Annotated in this window: 25 protein-coding genes; 9 read left to right on the forward strand and 16 right to left on the reverse strand. The window is 74.5% G+C overall.

The features are described 5' to 3' along the window. Positions 1–16 precede the first annotated feature (16 nt). The 5 genes from TEK04_RS02045 to TEK04_RS02065 are packed head-to-tail and all read right to left on the reverse strand — an operon-like array spanning position 17 to position 4,910. Positions 17–1,060 (reverse strand): hypothetical protein, encoded by a 1,044-nt coding sequence (locus TEK04_RS02045; protein ID WP_336402638.1) that lies wholly within the window; start codon positions 1,058–1,060, stop codon positions 17–19. Then, complete coding sequence (locus TEK04_RS02050) at positions 1,057–1,710, reverse strand: SCO family protein (RefSeq protein ID WP_336402639.1); 654 nt, start codon at positions 1,708–1,710, stop codon at positions 1,057–1,059. Before TEK04_RS02050 ends, TEK04_RS02045 begins: the two co-directional genes overlap by 4 nt. Next, on the reverse strand, positions 1,707–2,465 hold the full coding sequence (locus tag TEK04_RS02055; RefSeq protein ID WP_336402640.1) for a YcnI family copper-binding membrane protein: 759 nt from the start codon (positions 2,463–2,465) through the stop codon (positions 1,707–1,709). Before TEK04_RS02055 ends, TEK04_RS02050 begins: the two co-directional genes overlap by 4 nt. Positions 2,466–2,499: 34 nt before the next feature. Further along, positions 2,500–4,254, reverse strand: coding sequence for a copper resistance CopC/CopD family protein (locus tag TEK04_RS02060; RefSeq protein WP_336402641.1), 1,755 nt, complete (start codon positions 4,252–4,254; stop codon positions 2,500–2,502). After that, positions 4,251–4,910, reverse strand: coding sequence for a zf-HC2 domain-containing protein (locus tag TEK04_RS02065; protein ID WP_336402642.1), 660 nt, complete (start codon positions 4,908–4,910; stop codon positions 4,251–4,253). Before TEK04_RS02065 ends, TEK04_RS02060 begins: the two co-directional genes overlap by 4 nt. A 77-nt stretch (positions 4,911–4,987) precedes the next feature. On the opposite strand from TEK04_RS02065, the gene TEK04_RS02070 reads away from it, so the two are divergent. From TEK04_RS02070 to TEK04_RS02095, 6 genes are all read left to right on the forward strand, one after another. After that, on the forward strand, positions 4,988–5,542 hold the full coding sequence (locus tag TEK04_RS02070) for a sigma-70 family RNA polymerase sigma factor (RefSeq protein WP_336402643.1): 555 nt from the start codon (positions 4,988–4,990) through the stop codon (positions 5,540–5,542). A 47-nt stretch (positions 5,543–5,589) separates the two neighbouring features. Further along, entirely contained in the window at positions 5,590–6,207 is a 618-nt protein-coding gene (locus TEK04_RS02075) for a DUF47 domain-containing protein (protein WP_336402644.1), read from the forward strand. A 7-nt stretch (positions 6,208–6,214) separates the two neighbouring features. Next, positions 6,215–7,216, forward strand: a complete 1,002-nt coding sequence (locus TEK04_RS02080; RefSeq protein WP_336402645.1) for an inorganic phosphate transporter — start codon at positions 6,215–6,217, stop codon at positions 7,214–7,216. Between the two features lie 14 nt (positions 7,217–7,230). Next, positions 7,231–8,625 carry an MFS transporter gene (locus tag TEK04_RS02085; protein ID WP_336402646.1) on the forward strand — a complete coding sequence of 465 codons (1,395 nt, stop codon included), beginning with the start codon at positions 7,231–7,233 and terminating at the stop codon, positions 8,623–8,625. A gap of 232 nt (positions 8,626–8,857) precedes the next feature. Next, entirely contained in the window at positions 8,858–9,844 is a 987-nt protein-coding gene (locus TEK04_RS02090) for a sulfite exporter TauE/SafE family protein (protein ID WP_336402647.1), read from the forward strand. Between the two features lie 158 nt (positions 9,845–10,002). Further along, complete coding sequence (locus tag TEK04_RS02095) at positions 10,003–10,674, forward strand: SDR family NAD(P)-dependent oxidoreductase (RefSeq protein ID WP_336402648.1); 672 nt, start codon at positions 10,003–10,005, stop codon at positions 10,672–10,674. 42 nt (positions 10,675–10,716) lie between these two features. Here TEK04_RS02095 and TEK04_RS02100 read toward each other — a convergent pair whose 3' ends face one another. The 6 genes from TEK04_RS02100 to TEK04_RS02125 all read right to left on the reverse strand — a co-directional run bounded on the left by TEK04_RS02100 (position 10,717) and on the right by TEK04_RS02125 (position 15,750). After that, positions 10,717–11,214, reverse strand: coding sequence for a DUF5994 family protein (locus tag TEK04_RS02100; protein ID WP_336402649.1), 498 nt, complete (start codon positions 11,212–11,214; stop codon positions 10,717–10,719). Between the two features lie 182 nt (positions 11,215–11,396). After that, on the reverse strand, positions 11,397–13,292 hold the full coding sequence (typA, locus tag TEK04_RS02105) for a translational GTPase TypA (RefSeq protein ID WP_336402650.1): 1,896 nt from the start codon (positions 13,290–13,292) through the stop codon (positions 11,397–11,399). A 167-nt stretch (positions 13,293–13,459) separates the two neighbouring features. After that, the gene (locus tag TEK04_RS02110; protein WP_336402651.1) at positions 13,460–13,783 is read right to left on the reverse strand and encodes a hypothetical protein; all 324 of its coding nucleotides are present in this window, start codon (positions 13,781–13,783) and stop codon (positions 13,460–13,462) included. 17 nt (positions 13,784–13,800) lie between these two features. Beyond that, on the reverse strand, positions 13,801–14,580 hold the full coding sequence (locus TEK04_RS02115) for a DsbA family protein (protein ID WP_336402652.1): 780 nt from the start codon (positions 14,578–14,580) through the stop codon (positions 13,801–13,803). Further along, positions 14,577–15,050 (reverse strand): MauE/DoxX family redox-associated membrane protein, encoded by a 474-nt coding sequence (locus TEK04_RS02120; RefSeq protein WP_336402653.1) that lies wholly within the window; start codon positions 15,048–15,050, stop codon positions 14,577–14,579. Before TEK04_RS02120 ends, TEK04_RS02115 begins: the two co-directional genes overlap by 4 nt. Before the next feature lie 145 nt (positions 15,051–15,195). Next, complete coding sequence (locus tag TEK04_RS02125) at positions 15,196–15,750, reverse strand: YceI family protein (protein ID WP_336402654.1); 555 nt, start codon at positions 15,748–15,750, stop codon at positions 15,196–15,198. A 90-nt stretch (positions 15,751–15,840) separates the two neighbouring features. Here TEK04_RS02125 and TEK04_RS02130 point away from each other — a divergent pair, with 90 nt between their 5' ends. Beyond that, positions 15,841–16,323 carry a MarR family winged helix-turn-helix transcriptional regulator gene (locus tag TEK04_RS02130; RefSeq protein ID WP_336402655.1) on the forward strand — a complete coding sequence of 161 codons (483 nt, stop codon included), beginning with the start codon at positions 15,841–15,843 and terminating at the stop codon, positions 16,321–16,323. Between the two features lie 3 nt (positions 16,324–16,326). Here the strand turns inward: TEK04_RS02130 and TEK04_RS02135 are convergent, their stop codons facing one another. The 4 genes from TEK04_RS02135 to TEK04_RS02150 are packed head-to-tail and all read right to left on the reverse strand — an operon-like array spanning position 16,327 to position 20,837. Then, positions 16,327–18,411: a xanthine dehydrogenase family protein molybdopterin-binding subunit gene (locus tag TEK04_RS02135; protein WP_336402656.1), complete on the reverse strand. Its 2,085-nt coding sequence runs from the start codon at positions 18,409–18,411 to the stop codon at positions 16,327–16,329. Next, positions 18,408–19,421 carry an FAD binding domain-containing protein gene (locus TEK04_RS02140; protein ID WP_336402657.1) on the reverse strand — a complete coding sequence of 338 codons (1,014 nt, stop codon included), beginning with the start codon at positions 19,419–19,421 and terminating at the stop codon, positions 18,408–18,410. The genes TEK04_RS02135 and TEK04_RS02140 overlap by 4 nt, the downstream gene beginning before the upstream one ends. Then, positions 19,418–19,939, reverse strand: coding sequence for a 2Fe-2S iron-sulfur cluster-binding protein (locus TEK04_RS02145; protein ID WP_336402658.1), 522 nt, complete (start codon positions 19,937–19,939; stop codon positions 19,418–19,420). The genes TEK04_RS02140 and TEK04_RS02145 overlap by 4 nt, the downstream gene beginning before the upstream one ends. Positions 19,940–19,979: 40 nt before the next feature. Further along, positions 19,980–20,837 (reverse strand): enoyl-CoA hydratase-related protein, encoded by an 858-nt coding sequence (locus TEK04_RS02150; RefSeq protein ID WP_336402659.1) that lies wholly within the window; start codon positions 20,835–20,837, stop codon positions 19,980–19,982. A 94-nt stretch (positions 20,838–20,931) separates the two neighbouring features. Here TEK04_RS02150 and TEK04_RS02155 point away from each other — a divergent pair, with 94 nt between their 5' ends. Continuing rightward, entirely contained in the window at positions 20,932–21,543 is a 612-nt protein-coding gene (locus tag TEK04_RS02155; protein WP_336402660.1) for a TetR/AcrR family transcriptional regulator, read from the forward strand. A 117-nt stretch (positions 21,544–21,660) separates the two neighbouring features. Here the strand turns inward: TEK04_RS02155 and TEK04_RS02160 are convergent, their stop codons facing one another. Beyond that, positions 21,661–22,416 (reverse strand): 3-hydroxyacyl-CoA dehydrogenase, encoded by a 756-nt coding sequence (locus tag TEK04_RS02160; RefSeq protein WP_336402661.1) that lies wholly within the window; start codon positions 22,414–22,416, stop codon positions 21,661–21,663. 126 nt (positions 22,417–22,542) lie between these two features. On the opposite strand from TEK04_RS02160, the gene TEK04_RS02165 reads away from it, so the two are divergent. Continuing rightward, on the forward strand, positions 22,543–24,087 hold the full coding sequence (locus TEK04_RS02165; RefSeq protein WP_336402662.1) for a long-chain-fatty-acid--CoA ligase: 1,545 nt from the start codon (positions 22,543–22,545) through the stop codon (positions 24,085–24,087). Positions 24,088–24,093: the final 6 nt, after the last annotated feature.

Genomic DNA, 24,093 nt, shown 5'->3' on the forward strand with positions numbered 1-24,093 from the left:
TCGCCCTCCGCGCGGGTCACGGCGCGACCGACGCCGGTGCGCGGTCCCTCGACCGCCGCGCCGCCAGCACGCCGCCGACCACCAGGCCCGCGCCACCGGCCAGCAGCACCGCGACCGCGGCCCGGCCCAGCAGGGTCGGCCCGGCGGTCAGCACGTGCGAGGTCCACAGGACGTCGACGTCGGGCAACCCCTGCACCAGCAGCAGCCAGCCCGCCACCACCGCCAGCACCGCGGTCAGGCCCCCGCGGCCACGACGCGCCGCACGGACGCCCAGGACCGCCACCGCGGCGACGAGCAGGGCCGGCAGCAGCGCCGACAGCACCGCGCCCAGGTGCCCGCCCTGCGTCACCGCCGGGGCCGGGGTCGCCAGCGCGTGCCACAGCGACGCCCCCGCCCCGACCCCCAGCGCACCGGCCAGCGGCCCGGGCCCGCGCACCCCCGCGAGCACCACCAGCGCGAACAGCGCGGCGTAGACCGGCCAGACCAGCCAGGCCGGTGGCGGGGGCGACCAGGTCAGCTCGCCGGCGACGACGACGTCGGCGGTGCCGTAGGTCATCGGCACCGTCCACTCCAGCACCGTGTGCTCGACGGTGGGGTCGGCGGCGACGGCCGGGGGCAGCAGGCCCTCGCTCATCCAGTGGGTGCGGTGGTCGTGCCAGGTGTACTGCGGCTGGGTAGAGACCTGCACCCAGTCCGGCTCGGCCAGCGGGTCGGCGTCGGCCGGCAGCGGCGTGCGGCCGTACCGGTCGAGGTTGATGGTCGTCGCCGGGCTCAGCCGGTTGCGCCAGACGCCGTCGGGGCCGATGCGCAGGTAGGGCTCCCCCGAGTAGCCGGGCACCTCCAGCTCGGTGCCCGTGCGGTTGACCACCTCGAGCTCGTCGCCGAACTGCAGCACCCGCACGGTGACCCCGGGCAGCTGCGGGGTCACCGACGCGACGGCGCCGTCGAAGTCGCTCCCGGCGCGGCCGTCGCCGACGTGCGCCGACGCGGGCCCGGCCAGCGCCAGGCACCCCACCAGCCCGAGGAGGACGGCGAGGAGCCGGGCGCCGGCCGTGCTCACTGCGCGGCGACGAGCGCCAGGTCGTGCGCGATGTCGCGGCTGGTGTTGCCGGCGTCGAAGGCGACGCTTGCCTCCCCGTCGGTGCCGTAGAGCAGCAGCAGCGACGAGTGCTGCTGGCCCATGTCCTCGGCCAGCGGCACCCCGGCGGCCAGCTGGGCGGCGTCGATCTGCCCCTGGTCACCGGTCAGCCCGACGATGGCCGGTGCCTTCCCGGTGCCGAACCGGGCCAGGTACTCCCCCAGCACCTCGGGGCTGTCGCGCGCGGGGTCGGTGGTCACGAACACGACGTGCGTGCGCTCGGCGACCTCGGCGTCGACCGACTGCAGCGCGATGGCGACGTCGGCCATCGTGGTCGGGCAGATGTCGGGGCAGTTCGTGTACCCGAAGAACAGCAGCGTGGGCCCGTCGGCGGTCTGCGCCGCGAAGTCGTAGGCCGCGCCGGTCTGGTCGGTGAGCGTGAACGACGGCTTCTGGTACGGGCTCTGCAGGTACAGACCGTCGTAGGGGTTGCTCGGGCCCGAGACGGTGGCCGGGGCCTCCCCCGCCGTGTGGTCGTGGCCCCCGTCGGCCTCGGCGGTGCCGCCGCAGCCGGCCAGCAGCAGACCGCCGGCCAGCAGGGCCGCGGCGAGGGGACGACGTCGCGCGCTCACCCGCCCACCGTACGACGGCGCGCGGCCAGGCCGAGGGCGAGCCCGGCGACACCGGCGACCAGGCCGAGGCCACCGAGCACCAACGCGGTCACCGCCAGCCCGTCCCCGCCGTCGGCACCGGCGGACCCCGCCTCGGCGGTGTCCGCCGCGTCCGCGGAGTCCCCCGAGGAGGCGGTGGACCCGCCGTGGCCCCCACCGTGCGCGTCGGCCGCGCCGCCCTCGCCGCTCAGCGAGAGCACCGGGGCCGGGTACTGCGGCTCGGCCTGGCCCTCGACGGTCGGCTCGATCCAGGCCGCCTCGGATCCGTCGCTGTAGGTCTGGACGGCGGCGAAGCTCACGCTGTCGGCGTCCGGGAAGGGCCCGCCCAGCAGCCGGAACTGCTGGAACTGCCCGGGCGCGATGCCGCCCCCGGCGTCGGCGGTGAACTGCACGACGCTGACTGCCTCGCTGATCGTGTCGCCGTCGCTCTCCACCGGCGGGTCCAGCTGGGTGGCGGTCTGCGTGATGGTCCAGCCCGCCACCGGCTCGGCCTGCACGAAGGTCATCGGGGTGTCGGTGGGCAGCTGGATGCGCAGCGACACCGTGCTGGCGGTGTCGCTCTCGTTGGGCACCCGGAAGGTCATCACGCCGTAGCCACCGGGGGTGGCGTCGTCGGAGGACACCCGGACGTGCGCCGAGGCGATGCCGGTGCCGCCGACGAGCGCGACGGTGGTCGCCACCGCCAGGACGGCGGCGCGGCGGAGGGAGGGGGACATGGTTCTCCTCGATCGGGGGGTGGGGTCGTCCGGTTCAGCGGACGGGGAACGTGGTGTCGGAGGTCAGTGCCGTGAACTCGTCGAGCCGCACGGTCACGGTGACCGTCCAGGTACCGGCGGTGGGGACGTCGGCGTCGCCGATCGAGTGGCCGGGGCCCGCGGGCTCCAGGTCGACCGCGAGCGGGCCGATCCCCTGCCCGGGCTCGGTGAGGGTCACCCGCAGCTCCCGCGGCTGGGCCAGCCGGCCCTGCTCGTCGAAGAGGTAGAGGTGCAGCACGTTCGGGCCGGTCCGGGCGGGGTCGATCGACAGCTGCACGCTGCCCTCGGTGCCGGTGGCGCTGCGCAGCGGCACCGTGACGTCGACCGGCTGGGCCAGGGCCGCCTTCGCCGGGGGCGTGCCGACCAGCACCGCCGACAGCGCCAGCACGGCGGCGCCCACCGCGACCTCCAGCAGCACCGACCGCCGGAACGGGCCCACCTCGGCGACCGCGGCCCGGCTGCGCGCGGCGGCCGCGTCGTCGTCCGCACCGTCTCCACCGGCGGCACCGGTCGCACCGGCGGAGGCGCTGAACGCGTGGGCGACGACCGTGCGCCGTCCCGGGCGGGGGGCACCCAGGCGCTGCTGCACCCACACCCGGCTGACCCCGGCCACGGCCAGCATCGCCAGGACCAGCGCCAGCTTGCCCACCAGCACCCAGCCGTAGGTGGTCGACACCAGCGCCTCGGGCGACCCCACCTCGCGGACGCTCTGCACCACCCCGGTGACCACCAACGCGGCGACCGACCCGGCCGCCAGCCGGCTGTAGCGGGGCAGCGCCGCGGCCAGCTCGTCACCGGGCACTCCGGGCCGCAGCACCGCCGCCAGCAGCACGGCCAGCCCGCCCAGCCACACCGCCATGGCCGCCACGTGCACCGCGGTCACCACCACGGCCAGCCCCGGCAGCGAGCCGGCGACCGGGTGACCGGTGGCCGCGGTGGTCAGCACCAGCCCGAGGCCGAGCGCCCCGGCACCGACCACCCAGGGGGTGCCGGCCGCGCCGGCCCGGAGGGGTCCGCGGAGCAGGAGCAGGGCCAGCGCGGCGGCGAGGACGACGCGGGCCAGCAGCGTGAGCCCGTAGGCCGAGGACGCCGTGGTGCCGACCAGCTGCGGGTCCACCGCACCGAGGACGCCGGTGCCCGCGGCGTAGGGGCCCTGCAGCAGGAACGACAGGACCGCGCCGCCGGCCACCGCGGCCAGCCCGCCGACGGTCAGCCGTCGCGCCCGCCGGGACGTCCACCCGGCCGGCCAGCACAGGACCAGGAAGACCGGGACGCCGAGCCCCAGCGCGAGCCCGGCGAAACCCAGCCAGCGGGCGACGGGCAGCAGCGCGGCCACCGCCGGGTCGACGTCGGCGCCGTCCTCCGCCGCGGTGGTGGCCGCCAGCTCGCCGTCGCCCACGACGAAGGCGTAGGCGCCCGACACCGGGTGCGAGTCGGCCGACACGACCCGCCAGGTCACCACGTAGCTGGCGTCGGGGAGACCGCTGCGCAGCGGGATGGTCACGGTGTCGTCGGTGACCGTGGCCGCACCGGTGTCCACCCGCTCGCCGTCGGCCCCGATCACCCGGGCGTACCCGGCCCCCAGGGACACGCCCTCGTCGAACTGCACCGTGACCTCGGCGGGCACGGTGGCCAGCCGGGCGCCGTCCGCGGGGGACGACGTCACGACGGTGGCGTGCGCGCTGGCCGGCCCGGCGGTGCCCAGCAGCGCCCCCACCCCGGCCAGGAGGACCAGGAGGACCCGCCTCACGCGAGCACCCGCACCCCGGCGCGCGACCGCGACCCCCGCGACCCCCGCAGCCCCCGCGGCCGCCCCCGCCACGCCTGCACGGCGGTGAGCAGCAGGCCGGCCACGAGCAGCAGGTGCCCCACCACGCGGTCGGCGTGCACGTGCCCGGCGCCCAGGTCGCCGATGGTGGTCACGGTCAGCACGACGGTGAAGGTGGCCAGGAAGGGCAGTGCCCCGGCGGCGAGCCGCGGCAGCGCCGCGCACGCCAGGAAGGCCGCGGCCAGGCCGAGGTTCCACGCACCGGTCTCGTGCGCCATGTGCACCGGGGCGCTCATCGCCCCGGCGCCGTGCACGAGCGAGGGCGTCGCCAGACCGATCTGGCCCACCCCGACCGCCAGCAGGGCCAGCCGCAGTGCGGTGGAGACCAGCCGCGCACGAGCAGCCGCCGCCGCACCGGGCAGCCGGTCGGGCAGCGCGGCGAGCACGGCGGCGGTCAGGTCGGGCACCGCCGGCGCCGGGGCCAGCCGCGCCCGGCGGGTGACCGACGCCGCGGCCGCCTCCCACCGCGTGCAGGCAGCGCAGCCGGCGAGGTGCTCGGCCAGCGCGCCGGCCGGGACCGGGGAGCCCTCGCCGTCCATCCGGGCCGAGGCCGCCTCGCGGAAGCGATCGCAGTGCATGGTGTGGTGGTCGCCGGTCGGGCCCACCCGGTTCCCGGGTCGCCGGTATGCGGTGGCTCACAGGTCACACTGGGGGTGTGAGCGAACCCGTCGACGAGCTGGCCCGGGTCGCGGCGGCCGCCGCCGCGGGCGACGCCGTCGCGGCCGCGGCCCTGGTGCGGGCCACCCAGACCGACGTCTGGCGGCTCTGCGCGCACCTGGGTGACCGGCAGTCCGCCGACGACCTCACGCAGGAGACCTACCTGCGGGCCTTCGGGTCGCTGCACCGGTTCGCCGGCCGGTCCACCGTGCGCACCTGGTTGCTCTCGATCGCCCGCCGCACCTGCGCCGACGCCGTCCGGTCCCGCAAGCGGCGGCGGCTCACCCTGGTCGGCGACGACGACCTGCTCGAGCGGTCCGACGGCGCCGACCGGGTGGCCGAGGGCGTCGCGGTCGAGGACCTGCTGGCCCGGCTGCACCCCGACCGGCGCGAGGCCTTCGTGCTGACCCAGCTCATGGGCCTGCCCTACGCCGAGGCCGCCGACGTCGCCGGGGTGCCGGTCGGCACCATCCGCTCCCGCGTCGCGCGGGCACGGGCGGACCTGGTCGACGCCGTCGGCGAGGACACCGGGAGCATCCGCGCCGCCCGGTGACGCAGAGGTGAACAGTTGGTGTCCGCAAGGGGCCTAGGCTCCGCGGCGTGCCCTTCAGCCTCACGCCCAAGGACTCGAGCTTCTACGACATGTTCACCGCCTCGGCGCGGAACCTCGTCGCAGCCACCACCGTCCTCGGCGACTTCGTGCACGACCACACCCGGCGCGACGAGCTGGCCGGCGAGCTGCGCGACCTCGAGCACGCCGGCGACGACGCCACGCACGCGGTCTTCCGGCAGCTGAACTCCAGCTTCGTCACCCCGTTCGACCGCGAGGACATCTACAACCTCGCCAGCGACCTCGACGACGTCATGGACGCCATCGAGGCCGCCGCCGACCTCGTCGTCCTCACCGGGTTGGGCACCCTGCCGGCCGAGATGAGCCAGCAGGTCGAGCTGCTGCAGCGCTGCGCCCGGGTGACTGCCGACGCCATGCCCCGGCTGAAGGCGATGAAGGGCCTGTCGGACTACTGGATCGAGGTCAACAGCCTGGAGAACGAGGCCGACAAGCTGTACCGGCGCCTGCTCTCCCGGCTCTACTCCGGGGAGTTCGACGCCCTGGAGATCCTCAAGCTCAAGGAGGTGGCCGACCAGCTCGAGGAGGCCGCCGACGCCTTCGAGCACGTGGCCAACGTCGTCGAGACCATCGCGGTCAAGGAGTCCTGACACCGTCGTGGACGGGCTCTTCCTGGCGATGGTCCTCATCGTCGTCGTCGCGCTGGCCTTCGACTACACCAACGGCTTCCACGACGCCGCGAACTCGATCGCCGTCGCCGTCTCCACCAAGGCGCTGACCCCGAAGGTCGCGCTGGCCCTGGCCGCGGTGATGAACCTGGTCGGCGCACTGATCTCCACCGAGGTGGCCAAGACCGTGGGTGCCGGGATCATCGACACCCCCGAGGGCGGCGGTGGCCTGCAGATCGTGTTCGCCGCCCTGGTGGGCGCGATCACCTGGAACCTCATCACCTGGTACTTCGGGCTGCCCAGCTCCTCCTCGCACGCACTCATCGGCGGGCTGGTCGGCGCCGCGCTGGCCGCGGCCCACTCCGTGCAGTGGCTGGGCATCGTCGAGAAGGTCGTCGTCCCGATGGTGCTCTCGCCGCTGGTCGGCTTCGGGCTGGGCTACTTGTTCATGCTGGCCATCCTCTGGTCCTTCCGCGGCTCGAACGTCACGCGGGCCAACCGCGGCTTCCGGTACGCCCAGATCGTCAGCTCGGCCACCATGGCGCTGGGCCACGGCCTGCAGGACGCCCAGAAGACGATGGGCATCATCACCCTCGCGCTGGTCACCGCCGGGGAGATCGACACCTTCGAGGTGCCGTTCTGGGTCATCCTGGCCGCCGCGCTGGCGATCAGCGCCGGCACCTACGCCGGCGGGTTCCGCATCATGCGCACCCTCGGCCGGCGCATCATCCAGCTGACCCCGGCCGGCGGGTTCTCCGCGCAGACCGTCGCCTCCGCGGTCATGGTCACCACCGCGACGGTGTTCGCCGTCCCCGTCTCCACCACCCACATCACCACCACCTCGATCATGGGGGTGGGCGCCACGCGGCGGTTGTCGGCGGTGCGCTGGGGCGTGGCCGGGAACATCGTGGTGGCCTGGGTGTTGACGCTGCCGGCCGCGGGCACCGTGGCCGCGGGCGTGTACTTCCTGGTGCACGCCGTCGTCGGCTGAACCGGAGGGACGCCGTGCCCGGTCTGCGGCTGCGCACGGCGCCGGCCCGGTGGACCCTCCTGGCCACCGTGCTCGCCTCGGCCATGGCCTTCCTCGACGCGACCGCGGTCAACGTCGCGCTGCCCACCATCGGCCGCGAGCTCGGCGCGTCGCTGTCGGGCCTGCAGTGGACCGTCACCGGTTACACCCTGGCCCTGGCCGCGCTCGTGCTGCTCGGCGGCGCCCTCGGGGACCGGTTCGGCCGCCGTCGGGTCTTCCTGGTCGGCGTCGTGTGGTTCGCCTCGGCCTCGCTGCTCTGCGGCCTGGCGCCCAGCACCGGCCTGCTGGTGGCCGCCCGGGTGCTGCAGGGCATCGGCGGGGCCCTGCTCGTGCCCGGGTCGCTGGCCATCATCCAGTCCTCCTTCGCCGCCACCGACCGCGGTGCGGCCATCGGGCTGTGGTCGGGGCTGGGCGGCATCGCGGGCCTGGCCGGCCCCTTCCTGGCCGGGTTCCTGGTGGACACGGTGAGCTGGCGGTGGGTGTTCCTGCTGAACGTGCCGCTGGCGGTCGCCGTCGTCCTGGTGTCGCTGCGGCACGTGCCCGAGAGCCGGGACGAGGGCCACCACGGGCGCTTCGACGTCGCCGGCGCGGTCCTGGCCGCCGCGGCGCTGGGCGGCACCACCTACGCCCTGATCGACGCGGGCCGGGGCCCGGGCACCTGGGTGGCCCTGGCCGCCGGCGTGGCCGGCGGGGTGGGCTTCGTGCTGCGCGAACGGGCCGCCGCGGACCCGATGCTCCCCGTCGGGGTGTTCGCCGACCGCCAGTTCACCGGGGCGAACCTGACCACGCTGGCCGTGTACGGCGCGCTCGGCGGGTTCTCGTTCTTCCTGGTGCTGCAGCTGCAGACCGTGCTCGGCTACGACGCCCTGGCCGCGGGGGCCGCCTCGGTGCCCTCGATCCTGCTCATCTCGCTGCTGTCGTCGCGGTCGGGTGCCCTGGCGGCACGCATCGGCCCCCGCATCCCGATGACCGTCGGCCCGCTCGTGGCCTCCTCCGGGGTGCTGCTGCTGTCCTTCGTCGACGCCGGCACCGGCTGGGCCACCGGGGTGCTGCCCGGCACCGTGCTGTTCGGGCTGGGCATGGCCCTCACCGTCGCGCCGCTGACCGCCACCGTCCTGGGCGCGGCCCCCGACCACCTGGCCGGCGTGGCCAGCGGGGTCAACAACGCCGTCGCCCGCGCGGCCCAGCTGCTGGCCGTCGCCGCGCTGCCGTTGGCGGTCGGGCTCTCCGGCGACGACTACGCCCGCCCCGACGCCTTCACCGACGGGTACGCGCTGGCCATGCGGGTGTGCGCCGGCCTCATCGCCGCCGGCGGCGTCGTGGCCCTGCTCACCATCCGCTCCGACGTGCTCGAGCCCGATCCCACCTGACGGGACCCTTGATTCCTCGTTTGTGCATCGGACTGGTAGACATTGCGTTCGTGCCGACGTCGCGCCTGCTCCCGGGTGATCTCCTGGTGAGCCGCATCCACGTCGACCTCGGCCGGGTCACCACCGCGGGGTGTCCGGTCCGCTGACCACCCCGGGGCGCTGCCGCCCCGACCCCGGCGCGGGTGCGCGGCCGGGGACACGACCCCGCCACTCCTCCCCCTGGAGCACCACCGTGCGCACCCTCGTCCTCTTCGCCCTCGTCGGCCTCGGCGCCCAGCTCGTCGACGGCAGCCTGGGCATGGGCTACGGCGTCACCTCGACGACGCTGCTGCTCGCCGTCGGCGCCAGCCCCGCCGCCGCGTCGGCCACTGCCCACCTCGCCGAGATCGGCACCAACCTCGCATCGGGTGTCGCGCACTGGCGGTTCGGCAACGTCGACTGGGGCGTCGTCGCGAAGATCGGCGTGCCCGGCGCCGTCGGGGCCGCGGCCGGTGCCACCTTCCTGTCCTCCCTGGACACCTCGGTGGCCGCGCCGCTGATGAACAGCATCCTGCTGGTGCTGGGTCTCTACGTGCTGGTCCGCTTCACCCTGCGCGGGCTGAACCGGCAGAACCTCGGCCGGCCGATGCGGCGCCGGTTCCTGGCCCCGCTCGGCCTGTTCGCCGGCTTCGTCGACGCCACCGGGGGCGGCGGGTGGGGTCCGGTCGGCACGCCGGCCATCCTCGCCAGCGGCCGCATGGAACCCCGCAAGGTCATCGGGTCGATCGACACCTCCGAGTTCCTCGTGTCGGCTGCGGCGTCGGTCGCCTTCCTGCTCGCCCTCGGGTCGCAGGGCATCGAGCTGGTCTGGGTGCTGGGCCTGCTGGCCGGCGGTCTGGTCGCCGCCCCGATCGCCGCGTGGCTGGTGCGGCACGTGCCGCCGCGGCTGCTCGGCTCGGCGGTCGGCGGGATCATCGTGTTCACCAACACCCGCTCGCTGTTCGCCGCGTTCGAGGTCGCCGACGCCGTCCGCTGGCCGGTGTACGCGGTCATCGTGGTCGCTTGGGTCGGCGCGGTCGTCTACTCCTGGAAGCAGTACCGGGCCGACACCGAGGCCGAGTCCGTGGAGGCGGCCCGGGAGCTGGAGGAGGCGCGCCGCGCAGAGCTCGTGCGCCAGTTGTCCCGCGAGGACGTCCACTCCCCGACCCCCTCCCTCCCCCCGGCTCCCTCCCGCCGTTGATCATGCAGAACGGCAACGCCGGCGCACCGGTGGACGGCGTGGCGCCGTTGCGGACCTGCATGATCAACACTGGTCGGGTTTACCGACCGCCGATGCGTTGCGCGCGATCGACCGGGTAGGGCCTCCTCGACACGCACTCGACGAGGAAGAGGTCCGGCATGCCGGTCATGGCCATCATCGGAGCAGGACGCGGGCTGGGCGCGGAGACCGCCCGCAGGTTCGGCAGGGAGGGCTACGACGTCGCCCTGATCGCCCGCAACCAGCAGCGGGTCACCGACCTCGCGCAGGAGCTGTCGGGCGAAGGCATAACCGTCGGCGGCTTCGTCGCCGACGTGCGCGACCCCGACTCGATCACCCACACCCTCGACACCGTGGCACAGGCGATGGGGCCGATCGAGGTGCTGCAGTACAGCCCGCTGCCGGACAAGACCTTCCTGCGCCCGGTCCTGGAGACCACCGCCGCCGACCTCGTCGGGCCGGTCGAGTTCTCGGTCTACGGGCCGGTGGCCGCCGTGCGGCAGGTGCTGCCCGGCATGCGGTACCTGCCCGAGGGCGCGCGACCGTCGATCCTGTTCGTCAACGGCGGGTCGGCCGTCGTGCCCAACAGCGGGGTCGCCGGCACCAGCGTCGCCTTCGCGGGCCTCACCGCCTACGCGCAGATGCTGCACGAGGTGCTGGCCGACGAGGGCATCCACGTCGCCCAGCTGGTCATCCCCGGCGCCATGGTCGACGGCGACCCGGTCAAGGGCCCCGACGTCATGGCCGGCCACCTGTGGGACCTGCACACCGGCCGCGGCGAGTTCCGCTACCAGGTCGAGGGCTCGGACTGACCCGTCGACGCGGCCCCGGCGTCCCTCGACGCCGGGGCGGCGTCAACCGGCGGTCTGCACCGGGATCTCGCCGGTGCGCAGGGCCGGGTGCCGGCCGGCCGCGGTCAGCACGGCCCGCGCCGTCAGCGCCGCACCGGGGTGGGCGGCCATGCGCAGCGCGCGGGCGCTGAAGAGGGCCTCGGTGCCGGGCGGGACCACCAGCAGCTCGAGGTGCTGGCCGTCGGGGCCGCAGGTCAGCGACACCAGCTGCGGGTCGCCGGTGGCGAACCCGCCGACCCGGACCACCCGGTCGCCCACCGCGAGCTTGCGGGGGACGGCGTGCCAGGTGGCGAAGGGGTAGGTGAAGCGGGTGACCTGCACCCCGCGACGCGCCAGGGCGGCGACCAGCTCGGGCAGCTCGACGGCCAGGTCGGTCGTCCGCGGCCACCACGCACCGTGCAGGCCGGGGCCCGCGTCCGTGCGCAGGCTGACCCGCACGTCGATGCCTCCGCGGAACCCCGGGAGCTCCTGCTCCCCGATCCACGCTGCCCGGTCGGCCACCGGCACCACACCCCTCGTCCCCCGGGGTCACCGACCCCGCAGGACAACGCTAGGCGCGGCGGCGCACCGTCTCGACCGGACACGCCACGCCCCACCAGCCCCGCGCGCCCCACGGCCAGCCCTCACTCCCGGTGACCGTCCGGCTGCGCCGCAGGCCACGCACCGAGGGCCTCCGGGCCGCGTCAGTCGCCGACCTTGGGCTTCTTGTTGCGCTGGCGGCCGCGGACGGTCTGGTCGAGCTCGACCTTGCGGATGCGGACGACGGTCGGGGTGACCTCGACGCACTCGTCCTCGGCGCAGAACTCCAGCGCCTGCTCCAGGTTGAGCACGCGCGGCGGGATCAGCCGCTCCAGCTCCTCGGAGGTGGACTTGCGCATGTTGGTGAGCTTCTTCTCCTTGGTGATGTTCACGTCCATGTCGTCGGGACGCGAGTTCTCACCGACCAGCATGCCCTCGTAGACCTCCGAGCCCGGCTCGACCATCATCTGCCCGCGCTCCTGCAGGGAGAACATCGAGTAGGTGGTGGCCACACCCGCGCGGTCGGCCACGAGCGAGCCGGTGGGCCGGGCGCGCATCTCGCCCAGCCACGGCTCGTAGCCCTCGAGCACGTGGTTGAAGACGCCGGTGCCGCGGGTCTCGGTGAGGAACTCGGTGCGGAAGCCGATGAGACCGCGCGAGGGGGCGACGTACTCCATGCGCGCCCAGCCGGTGTCGTGGTGCACCAAGTTCTCCAGCCGGCCCTTGCGCACGGCCAGCGCCTGGGTCAGCGTGCCGACGTACTCACCGGGGGTGTCGATGGTGACCCGCTCGACCGGCTCGTGCAGCTTGCCGTCGATGGTCTTGGTGACCACCTGCGGGCGGCCGACGGTCAGCTCGAAGTCCTCGCGGCGCAGCTGCTCGACCAGGATGGCCAGCGCCAGCTCGCCGCGGCCCTGCATCTCCCAGGTGTCGGGGCGCTCGGTGGGCAGCATGCGCACCGAGACGTTGCCGACCAGCTCCTGGTCGAGCCGGTTCTTGATGAGACGGGCGGTGACCTTCTTGCCCGACTTGCCCGACAGCGGCGAGGTGTTGATGCCGATGGTGATCGAGATCGAGGGCTCGTCGACCGTCAGCGCCGGCAGCGGCCGCGGGTCGTCGGGGTCGGCCAGGGTGTCACCGATGCCGATGTCCTCGATGCCGGCGATGGCGACCAGGTCACCCGGGCCCGCGCTCTCGGCCGGGGTGCGGGTGAGGCCCTCGGTGACCAGCAGCTCGGTGATCTTGACCTTGGTGATGGTGCCGTCGACCTTGCACCAGGCGACCTGCTGGCCACGCTTCATCTCGCCGGAGTGGATGCGCAGCAGGGCCAGGCGGCCGAGGAACGGGGAGGCGTCGAGGTTGGTGACCTGCGCGCGCAGCGGCTCCTCGGCGTCGTACTCCGGCGCCGGGATGGTGTCCAGCAGGGTCGTGACCAGCGGGGCCAGGTCGGGGCTGTCGGGGACGGTGCCGTTCTCGGGCTTGGTCAGCGAGGCCTGGCCGGTGCGGCCGTTGCAGTAGACGATCGGGAACTCGAGTGTCTCCGCGGGCAGGCCGGCGTCCTCGAGCAGCTCCATGAACAGCTCGTAGCACTCGTCGACGACCTCCTCGATGCGGGCGTCGGAGCGGTCGGTCTTGTTGACCGCGAGGATGACCGGCATCCCCTTGCCCAGCGCCTTGCGCAGCACGAAGCGGGTCTGCGGCAGCGGGCCCTCCGAGGCGTCCACCAGCAGCACGACGCCGTCGACCATCGACAGGCCGCGCTCGACCTCACCGCCGAAGTCGGCGTGGCCCGGGGTGTCGACGATGTTGACCACGACCGGGTTGCCGTCGGCGTCGGCGAGCCGGATCGCGGTGTTCTTGGCGAGGATGGTGATGCCGCGCTCGCGCTCGAGGTCCATCGAGTCCATGACCCGGTCCTGCGTCGAGTCGTTGTCGGTGCCCTCGCCCTTGGCCCGTCCGAGGGCGCCGGCCTGCCGGAGCAGGGCGTCGACCAGGGTCGTCTTGCCGTGGTCGACGTGGGCGACGATCGCCACGTTGCGCAGGTCGTTGCGGGTGGGCATGGGGGAACGGCACCTCAGGAGCTCGGGAGTGCGCAGCGCTGCACGCCGCGGGGTCGCCGACCGGCGACCCTGCCATGGTACGCGGCGCCGGACCCCCTCTCGGCGTGTGCGCGGTCACCCCCACCCCGGCCGGGGGACAGGGTGCGGGGACGGGCCGGGCGACGGGCTCAGCGGTCGGCGACGCCGTAGGCGATGCCGGCGGCCACCACGGTCACCGTGCCGACGGCCAACCAGGCCGGCCAGCCGACCCCGATGGCCAGCACGTGGGCGAGCACGAAGGCCACCAGGTAGACCGCGGCCAGGCCCGCGGTCACCGCCCAGCCGCGCCGGCGGCGCCACAGCCACCCGGCAGCCACGCCACCGGCCAGGAAGACGGCTCCGCCGAGGGCCCGGACGCCGGTGCCCTGCGCGATCGCGAACCCGGCGGCCAGCCCGACCGCGACCGGCAGCGCGCTGGGCAGGGACGAGCGGGTGAGGGAGGTCGTCGACATGCGCCCAGTCTCCCCGGTCAGCCGCGCTGGGCGGCGTCCACGGCGGCGCTGAGGCCGTCGGCCGTGCGGTCGGTCAGCTGCGTGCCGTCGACGAAGACCGTGGGGGTCGCCGTGACGCCGTCCTTCGAGGCCTGCTCGGTGGCGCCCTTCACCCACTGGCCGTAGACCAGGTCGCGGATGTCCGTGCCGACCTCCTCCCCCGTCGCCCCGGCCTGCTCGGCGTAGTCGACCAGCTGGTCGTCGGTGAGCCCGCTGCCGGTCCGCTCGTCGGGCTGGTTGGCGAAGAGCAGGTCGTGGAACCGTTCGTAGGCCTCGGGCCCGGCACCTGAGGCCACGACGGCGGCGGCGTTGAGCGCGCGGGTCGAGTAGTCGTCGTTCCGCGCGGAGTCCAGGAACGCCATGCCGTGGTAGACCACCCGCACGGTGCCGGCGGCGACGTAGTCCTCCAGCGTCGCCCCGGCGGCGTCCTCGAACTGCTTGCAGACCGGGCACTGGAAGTCCTCGTAGAGGTCCACCGTGACCGGGGCGTCGGCCTGCCCGACCGCGAACGTGTAGCCGTTGCCGTCGGCCGCCGTGCCCGCGGGCCGGGCCGCGTCGCCGTCCACCGCCGACCGCGACGTCTGGACGACGATCGCCACCACGACCGCCACGACGACGACCACCGCCGCCACCGACGCCCCGATGACCGTGCGGCGGCGGCGTTGCTCGGCGGCCTGCGCGGCGGCCTCGGCGGCCCGCTTGGCGGCGATGCGCTGCCGGGCGGCTTCCTTCTTGCCTGCGCTGCGGGACGTGCTCATGGGGTCGATGGCTCCAGACGGTTGCCGAGGGCGAGACGGGAGTGCGGCCAGCGGGCCAGGGCGAGCGCGACCAGCAGCATCGCGGTGTCCCGGGCGACCTCGGCCGGGTAGGCGGTGTCGGCGGCGTCGACCTGGCCGCCGCCGCCGAAGCAGCCGCAGTCGATCTGCAGGCCGCGCGCCCAGGCCGAGACGATCCCGACGAGGAAGACGACGAGCAGCACCGCGGTGGCCAGCGCCGCCGTCCGCACGAACACCCCGGCCAGCAGCGCCAGCCCGACCGCGATCTCGACCACCGGGAGGCCGAAGGCCACCGGACCGACCAGCGCCTCGGGCAGCAGCTGGTAGGCGCGGACCGCGCGGGCGGCGGCCGCCGGGTCGGGCAGCTTCAGCGCGCCGGCCACCACGAGGACGCCGCCCAGCAGCAACCGGGCGGCCGTGGCCAGCAAGGGACGCAGGGACTCGGACCGCACACCTCCCACAGTCGTCCCCCGACCCCTGCTGGTTCCTGGGAACCTGCTCAGAGGTTGCTGGCGAACTCCCGCACGCGGGTTGCGAACCGCTCGCGCTCGCGAGAGCCCCGGTACCCATCGGGCACCGGGGCTCTCGTCGGCTGGATCAGGCGGTGCGGAGCACGGCCTCGATCTCGAGCTCGACGGAGATCTTGTCGCCGACGACGACGCCGCCGCCGTCCATCGGCATGTCGATGTCGACGCCGTACTCCTTGCGGGAGATCTCGGTCTTGCCGGAGAAGCCGGCGCGGGTGCCGCCGTAGGCGTCGGGGCCGAAGCCGTTGAGCTCCAGCTCCAGGGTGGTGGGCTTGGTGATGCCCTTGATGGTGAGGTCGCCCTCGATCGTCCAGTCGTCGCCCTTGGCCTTGACCGCGGTGGAGCGGAAGGTCATGACGGTGTGGTTGCCGGTGTCGAAGAAGTCAGCCGACTTGATGTGGGCGTCGCGCTGCTCCTGGCGGGTGTCGATCGAGTCCATGTCGATCGTGGCCTCGACGGTGGAGGCGGTCGGGTCCTCGGCCGTCACGACGACGCCCTCGAACTTCGTGAAGTACCCGCGCACCTTGCTGACCATCATGTGGCGGACCGAGAAGCCCACGGTCGAGTGGCTGGCGTCGATGTCCCAGGTGCCGGCGAGGTAGCCGGGGATCTGCGTGCTGGTCATGGTGACCTCCAAGGTCGTTGAGCGTTTGACTGCTTCGCCGGACCGTAGCGTAGTTGAAGGCTTGAGCATTTCGCCAGTACCCTCGTGGTCATGTCCGAAGAGGTGTCGACTCCGTCACAGACCCGCTGGCTCGACGCGGAGGAGCAGCAGGCGTGGCGCGCCTGGTTGTACAGCACCCTGCTGCTGCAGGACCGGCTCGACCGCGAGCTCACCCGCACGGCGGGCATCTCGCACGCCTACTACGAGATCCTGGTGCAGCTGTCGGAGACCCCCGGCCGCGCGCTGCGGATGAGCGACCTGGCCGACCGGTGCCTGTCCTCCCGCAGCCGGCTCTCGCACGCGGTGTCCCGGCTGGAGGAGCGCGGCTGGGTGCAGCGGCGGGTGTGCGAGAGCGACGGCCGCGGCCAGCTCGCGGTGCTCACCGACGCCGGCTTCGCCGCGCTCGAGCAGGCCGCCCCCGTGCACGTCGAGAGCGTGCGCACCCACCTGTTCGACCAGCTGTCCCCCGACCAGGTCGCCGCGCTGCAGGACATCGGCCAGACCCTGCTCGCGCACCTCGACCCGCCCCGCTGAGCCCTACCGCGCGGGGGCCTGCCGGAACCACTTGTCCGGCGTGATCGGCAGGTCGCGCACCCGGCGACCCGTGGCGTGCCAGTAGGCGTTGCCGATGGCGGCCGCCGCGCCGACGATGCCGATCTCGCCGATGCCCTTGGCGCCGAGCGGGTTGTGCTCGTCGTCGACCTCGTCGACCCAGCTGATGTCCATCTCGGCGACGTCGGCGTTGGCGGCGACGTGGTACTCGGCGAGGTCGTGGTTGGCGTAGTGGCCGCGGCCCTGGTCCAGCACCGACTCCTCGTGCAGCGCCATCGACAACCCCATCGTCATGCCGCCGAGGAACTGCGAGCGCGCGGTCGTGGTGTTGATGACCCGGCCCACCGCGAAGACCCCGGTCATCCGGGGCACCCGCACCTCGCCGGAGTCGCGGTCGACCCGCACCTCGGCGAAGTGCGCGCCGAACGCATGGCTGGAGTACGTCTCGGCCTCGTCGCCCGGACCGCTCGAGCCGGTCACGGTCAGGCCGCCCGGGGGCACGTCCCGGTCCCGCAGCTGCTCGGCGGCGGCGATGATGGCCGGCCCCCACGAGGTGATGCCGGTCGACCCACCCGCACCCGAGGCCTTCGGCAGCCGGCTGTCGCCGATGCGCAGCGACACCTGCTCCATCGGCACGCGCAGGGCGTCGGCGGCGATCTGCGTGAGCGTCGTCCAGGCCCCGGTGCCGATGTCGGAGGCGTCGATGGACACCACGAACGGCTTGCCGGGAACGGCCTCGATGCGGGCCTGCGACGGACGGCGCCGGGTCGGGTAGGTGGCCGCGGCCACCCCGGTGCCCACGAGCCAGCGACCGTCCTCGCGCACCCCGGGACGCGGGTCGCGGCCGGCCCAGCCGAAGCGCTCGGCCCCCTGGCGCAGGCACGCGACCAGGTTGCGGGTGCTCCACGGCACGTCGCGCTCGGGGTCGCGCTCGGGCTCGTTGCGTAGCCGCAGCTCGACCGGGTCGATGCCGAGCGCCACCGCCAGCTCGTCCATCGCCGACTCCAGCGCGTACATGCCCGGGGTCTCCCCCGGCGCCCGCATGATGGTCGGTGCCGGCACGTCGAGCTTGGCCAGCCGGTGCGTGGTGCGCCGGGCCGGTGCCGCGTACATCAACCGGGTGGCCGTGGCGGTCTGCTCGGCGAACTCGGCGTTCTGCGAGGTGTGCTCGACGACCTCGTGGCTGATCGCGGTCAGCGTGCCGTCGGGCTGCGCGCCGAGCCGCAGCCGCTGGATGGTCGGGGTGCGGTGCCCCACGAGGCTGAACATCTGCTGGCGGGTCAGCTCGATCTTCACCGTGCGGCCGGTGACCTTCGCGGCCATGCCGGCCAGCAGCTGGTGGGCGTGGGTGTAGGCCTTGGACCCGAACGCCCCGCCGACGTAGGGCGACACGATGTGCAGCTGGTCCTCGGTGATCCCGAAGGCCTCGGTGATCACCGGCACCAGGTTGTGCGGGCCCTGGTTGGCGTCCCACATCCGCAGCACGTCGCCGTCCCAGCGGGCCACCGTCGCGTGCATCTCGATGGGGTTGTTGTGCTGGTTGGGCGTCTCGTAGGTGACGTCGACCGAGACCGGGGCGGCGGCCAGCGCGGCGTCGACGTCGCCGATCACCGAGTCGGTCGCGAAGCCGGCCATCAGCTGCTCCGGCGCGTACAGGTCGTCCCGGTCGGCCGCGAGCCGCACGTCGGCCGGCTGCGCGTCGTAGTCGACCAGCACCCGGCCCGCCGCGTCGCGAGCCACCTCGGAGGTCTCGGCGACCACGAGGGCCACCGGCTCCCCCACGTACTGCACCCGGTCGGACTGCAGGACGGCGATCTCCTCGGCGACGTCGCCCAGCCGCGGTGCGTTCTGGTGCGTGAGGACGGCGACCACCCCGGGCACCGCCTCGGCCGCCGACGCGTCGATCGCCGTGACCCGGCCCCGGGCCACGGTCGACTGCACGACGGCGAGGAAGGCCGGCTGGGCGCCGAGCTCGTGCTCGTAGGCGTAGGGGGCGCGGCCGCGGACCTTGTCCGGCCCGTCGATGCGGCGGACGTCGCTGCCGACGGCCCGCTCGGTGGTGGCGGTCATGCGCGGGCCTCCGCGGAGATCTGGAGCAGGGTGCGGGTGATCATGTTCGTGGCCATCGGGACCTTGAACGCGTTCTCGGCCAGCGGACGGGCAGCGGCCAGCTCCGCCTGCGCGGCGGCGGTGAACGCCTCCTCGGTGGCGGGGCCGCCGCGCAGCGCGTCCTCGGCGGCGGTCGCCCGCCACGGGGCGTGCGCGACCCCGCCGAGGGCGATCCGCACGTCGCGGACAGGCCCCCCGTCGAGGTCCATCGCCGCGGCGACGCTGACCAGGGCGAAGGCGTAGGAGGCCCGGTCGCGCACCTTGCGGTAGCGCGAGCGGGTGGCCCAGGGCAGCGCCGGGACGTCGATCGCGGTGATCAGCTCGCCGTGCGCCAGCGTGGTGTCGCGGGACGGGTCGTCGCCGGGCAGCCGGTGCAGGTCGGCCATCGGGACCGTGCGCTCGCCGTCGGCACCCAGCACCCGCACCTGGGCGTCCAGCGCGCGCAGCGCCACCGCCAGGTCGGAGGGGTGGGTGGCGATGCAGGTGTGCGGGGAGTCCGGGCCCTCGTCGGTGGCGCCCAGCACGGCGAGGTTGCGGTGCAGGCCGGTGACCGCGCCGCAGCCCGAGCCCGGCACCCGCTTGTTGCACGGCATCGTGGTGTCGGTGAAGTAGGTGCACCGGGTGCGCTGCAGCAGGTTGCCGCCGGTGGTGGCGCGGTTGCGCAGCTGCCCGGACGCCCCGGCCAGCAGCGCCTGGGCCAGCAGCGGGTAGCGCTCGCGCACGCGCCGCTCGGCGGCCAGGTCGGCGTTGGGCACCGCGGCGCCGATCCGCAGCCCGCCGCCGGGGAGGTCCTCGACCTCGGTCGAGGTGAGCTGCCGGACGTCGACCAGCACGTCGGGGGTGGCCACGCCCAGCCGCATGAGGTCGACCAGGTTGGTGCCCCCACCGAGGTAGGCGCCCTCCGGCTCGCCGGCCAGCAGCGCCACCGCCCCGGCCGGGTCGGTGGCCTTCTCGTACCGGAACTCCCTCACGCGCGCACTCCCTGCTCCACGGCGACCTCGGCGACCGCGGGGACGATGTTGGCGTAGGCGGCGCACCGGCACAGGTTGCCGCTCATCCGCTCGCGGATCTCGGCGTCGGTCAGGTCGGTGCGCTCGGCGACGAGGTCCTCGGTGACCGCGCTGGGCCAGCCGCGGGCGACCTCGTCGAGCACGGCCGCGGCCGACACCACCTGGCCGGGCGTGCAGTAGCCGCACTGGTAGGCGTCGTGGTCGACGAAGGTCTCGTGCAGCCGGTGCGGCTGCTCCCCCGCCAGCCCGTCGGACGTCGTCACCTGCGCGCCGTCCGCGGTCACCGCCAGCACCAGGCAGCTGTTCACCCGGCGCCCGTCGAGCAGCACCGTGCAGGCGCCGCACTGGCCGTGGTCGCACCCCTTCTTCGCGCTCGTGGTGCCCAGCCGCTCGCGCAGGGCGTCCAGCAGGGAGGTGCGGGTGTCCACGGCGAGCGACCTGCGCGCGCCGTCGACCTCGAGGGTGATGTCACGGTCCACGGATCGCCGGTGCCCCGGGCGGGGGGTCGGCGAAACCGGCTCAGGCCAGGTCGTCGGGGGGCGCCGGCCAGCCGAGGCCGGCGCCGTCGAGCGGGGCGGTGAACCGGGCCGGCCGCTTCTCCAGGAACGAGGCCACGCCCTCGGCGGCGTCCGGCCCCGACCCGAGCTCGACGAGGGCGCGCGACTCGGCGCGGTGGGCGTCCCACGGGCTGGGGGCCGAGAGCATGGACCACAGCAGCTGCCGGCTGGTGGCGACCGCGACGCCCGAGGTGTGGTCGGCGATCTCGCGGGCCAGCTCCAGCGCGGTGGCCAGCACCTGGTCGTCGGGCACGACCCGGGACACGAGCCGGCCGCGCAACGCCTCGGCGGCGTCGAAGACCCGGCCCGTGGCCACCCACTCCATCGCCTGGCTGATGCCCACCACCCGGGGCAGGAACCAGCTGGAGGCGGCCTCCGGGACGATGCCGCGCCGGGCGAAGACGAACCCGAACTTGGCCGACTCACCGGCGATGCGGATGTCCATCGGCAGGGTCATGGTGGCCCCGATGCCGACCGCCGCCCCGTTGACGGCCGCGATGACCGGCTTGCGCAGGGTGGCGAACGGCAGCGCGCCGATGCCGCCCCAGTCACGGGCCACTCCGCCGATGGTCCCGGCGGCGTCGGCCTGGGCGCTGCGGTCGAAGGTGCCGGCCCCGGCGAGGTCGGCGCCCACGCAGAAGGTGTTCCCCGCGCCGGTCACCACCACCACGCGCACCGCGTCGTCGGCGTCCAGCGCCGCGGCCGCCTCGGCCAGCTCGCGGGCCATGACCGTGGTGTAGGCGTTGCGGCGCTCGGGGCGGTCCAGGGTCAGCACGGCGACCCCGTCCTCGACGGTGCAGGACACCTGGGTCCAGCTCATGCGGGTCTCCTGCGGTCGCGCGGTGGGGTTCGGTCGCATCCTGCGGGGGCCGCGGGGAGCGGTCAACCCTGACTGCCGGACGTAGGCTGCGGGGATGACGTCGCCCGCGCAGCCCCGCAGCCGCACGGAGCGGTCGGCCGACAGCCGCGCCCTCATCCTGGACGCCGCGGTCGCCTGCCTGGTGTCCGACGGGTACTCCGGGGCCTCCACCCTCGCCGTCCAGGCCCGGGCCGGGGTGTCGCGGGGCCGGCTCCTGCACCACTTCCCCAGCCGCGAGGAGCTGCTGGTGGCCGCGGCCTCGCACCTGGTCAACGAAATGCTGGCCGAGGCCGCCGAGCAGGCCGAGCACCTCGACGTCGCCGACCCGGTCGAGCGGGTGGAGCGGTGCGTGGAGCTGAACTGGGCGCTGTTCCAGAAGCCGCCGTTCTGGGCGGCCATGGAGCTGTGGAACGCCGCCCGCACCGACGAGACGCTGCGGGCCGCGCTGCGGGTGGAGGAGCGGCGGCTCAACCAGGCCATCCGTGCGGCCGCCGACCGCATCTGGGGCCCGGCCGCGAGGGCCAACCCCCGCTACCCGGTGCTGCGGGAGCTGCTGTTCACCTCGATGCGCGGCGTGGCCATCGCCTACTCCTTCGAGGACCGCCCCGCTGCCACCGACCCCCACCTCTCCATCTGGAAGGACCTCGCCCGCGAGATGTTGGGGTGAGGGACGAACCCCGCGACGCCGACGGGAGGGCGGAGCCCTCCCCGAGAAGTCGCAGGACCGGCTCAACGCCCCCGGCGCCGTCCCCTGGCCGCGGTTGGGGTCCGGAGGACGACCGTGTTACCGCGGGGCCATGCGGATGGCGCCGTCCAGGCGGATGACCTCGCCGTTGAGCATCGGGTTGGCCACGATGTGCGCGACCAGCTGGCCGTACTCGTCGGGTTCGCCGAGCCGGGCCGGGTGCGGCACCTGCGCGCCGAGGGAGGCCTTGGCCTCCTCGGGCAGCCCGGCCAGCAGCGGCGTGTTGAACAGCCCCGGGGCGATGGTGACGACCCGGATGGCCTCGCCGGCCAGGTCGCGGGCGATCGGCAGGGTCATGCCGACGATGCCGCCCTTGGACGCCGAGTAGGCCGCCTGCCCGATCTGGCCGTCGAAGGCCGCGACCGATGCGGTGTTCACGACCACCCCGCGCTCCTCGCCCTGCAGGTCGACGTCGAGCATCCGCTGCGCGGCGAGCCGGATGACGTTGAAGGTGCCGACCAGGTTGACCTGGATGACCTTCTGGAACGCGTCGAGGGGGAAGGCGCCCTTCTTGCCGGCGGTCTTGATGCCGTTGCCGATGCCGGCGCAGTTGACCGCCACCCGCAGCGGGCCCAGCTCGACCGCGAGGTCCAGCGCGGCGGTGACCTGCTCCTCGGAGGTGACGTCGGCGGCGGCGAAGTGCGCGCCGATCTCGGCGGCGACGGACTCCCCGGCCGAGGACGGCAGGTCCAGCAGCACGACCTGGGCGCCGGCCTCGCGCAGGCGGCGGGCGGTGGCCAGGCCGAGGCCGGACGCGCCCCCGGTCACGACGGCGACGGCGTCGGTGACGTCCATGGTTCTCCTTCGGTCGAGGCTGCTGCCGCGGCTGCCGACGAGGCTGGGCAGTCAGGGTTGACCGTATCGGATGCCCGGTCCAGCATGACGCCGACCACACCCGGCCCCGGCCCCGAGGGAGCCCCTGTGCAGCAGAACCGGCACGACACCGGCTGGCGCGGCATGACCATCTCCGACCAGGTCGCCCGGTGGGCCCGCACCACCCCCGACGTCGCCGCGCTGCGGTTCGCCGGCGGCGGGCGCACCTACGCCGAGCTCGACGAGCGGGTGACCCGGCTGGCCGCCGTCCTCACCGGGTGGGGGGTGCGGCCCGGCGACCGCGTGGCGGTGCTGGCCCTCAACGGCCTCGAGGTCGTCGAGGTGTTCCTGGCCTGCGCCCGCACCGGCGCGGTCGCCGTCCCGGTGAACTTCCGGCTCGCTGCGCCGGAGGTGGCCTACGTGCTGGCCGACTCCGGCGCCCGGGTGCTGGTGGTCGACGCCGCCACCGCGGCGGTCGCCTCGTCCGCCGCACCCGGGCCCGTGCACGTGCTGACCATCGGCCCGGACTACGAGGCCGCGCTGGCCGCCGCCGACCCCACGCCGGCCGAGCACGCCGTGGGCGACACCGACGCGGCCTTCCTCATGTACACCTCGGGGACGACGGGCAAGCCCAAGGGCGCCGTGCTGACCCACCGCAACCTGCTCATGCACGCCTTCAGCCACATCACGCACCTGGGCTGGGCACCCGACGACCGGGTCACCCTGTACGGCGCCCCCCTGTTCCACATCGCCGCGGTGGCCGGGATGCTGCCCAACCTGCTGCTCGGCGGCACGTTCGTCCTCACCCGCTCGGGCGCGTTCGACCCGGCGGAGACCCTCGACGAGCTGGTCGCCGAGGAGGTCTCCTCCTGCTTCTTCGTGCCCGCGGCGTGGCAGGCGATCGTCGCCGTGCCCGACCTGGCCGACCGTGACCTCTCCCGGCTGCGGCGCATCTCGTGGGGCGCGGCGCCGGCGTCGACCACGTTGCTCCAGCGGATGCTGGACCTGTTCCCGCAGGCCGAGCTGGTCACCGCGTTCGGGCAGACCGAGTGCTCGCCGGTGACGTGCTTCCTGCGCGGTGCGGACGCCGTGCGCAAGATCGGGTCGATCGGCACCCCGATGCTCAACGTGGAGGTGCGCGTGGTCGACGAGGCGATGCGGGACGTCCCGCGGGGCGAGGTCGGCGAGATCGTCTACCGCTCACCGATGGTCATGCGCGAGTACTGGGGCAAGCCGGCCGAGACCGCCGAGGCCTTCGCCGGCGGCTGGTTCCACTCCGGCGACCTCGTGCGGCAGGACGAGGAGGGCTACTTCTACGTCATCGACCGCACGAAGGACATGATCATCAGCGGCGGGGAGAACGTCTACTGCGCCGAGGTCGAGGACGTGCTCGCCGCCCACCCGGGTGTCGCGGAGGTGGCGCTGATCGGCGTCCCCGACGACCGCTGGGGGGAGGCCCCGCTCGCCGTCCTGGCCCCGGTGGACCCGGCGGCGCCACCCACCGCGGCCGAGCTGACCGCCTGGTGCCGGGAGCGCCTGGCGCACTACAAGTGCCCCCGCGAGTTCCGGGTCGTCGGCGCCCTCCCGCGCAACCCCAGCGGGAAGGTGCTCAAGACCGAGCTCCGGCGCGACCACGCCGCGGAGCCGGCGTAGCCCCGC

The organism is Klenkia sesuvii (assembly GCF_037083825.1).
Taxonomy (GTDB): Bacteria; Actinomycetota; Actinomycetes; order Mycobacteriales; family Geodermatophilaceae; genus Klenkia; species Klenkia sesuvii.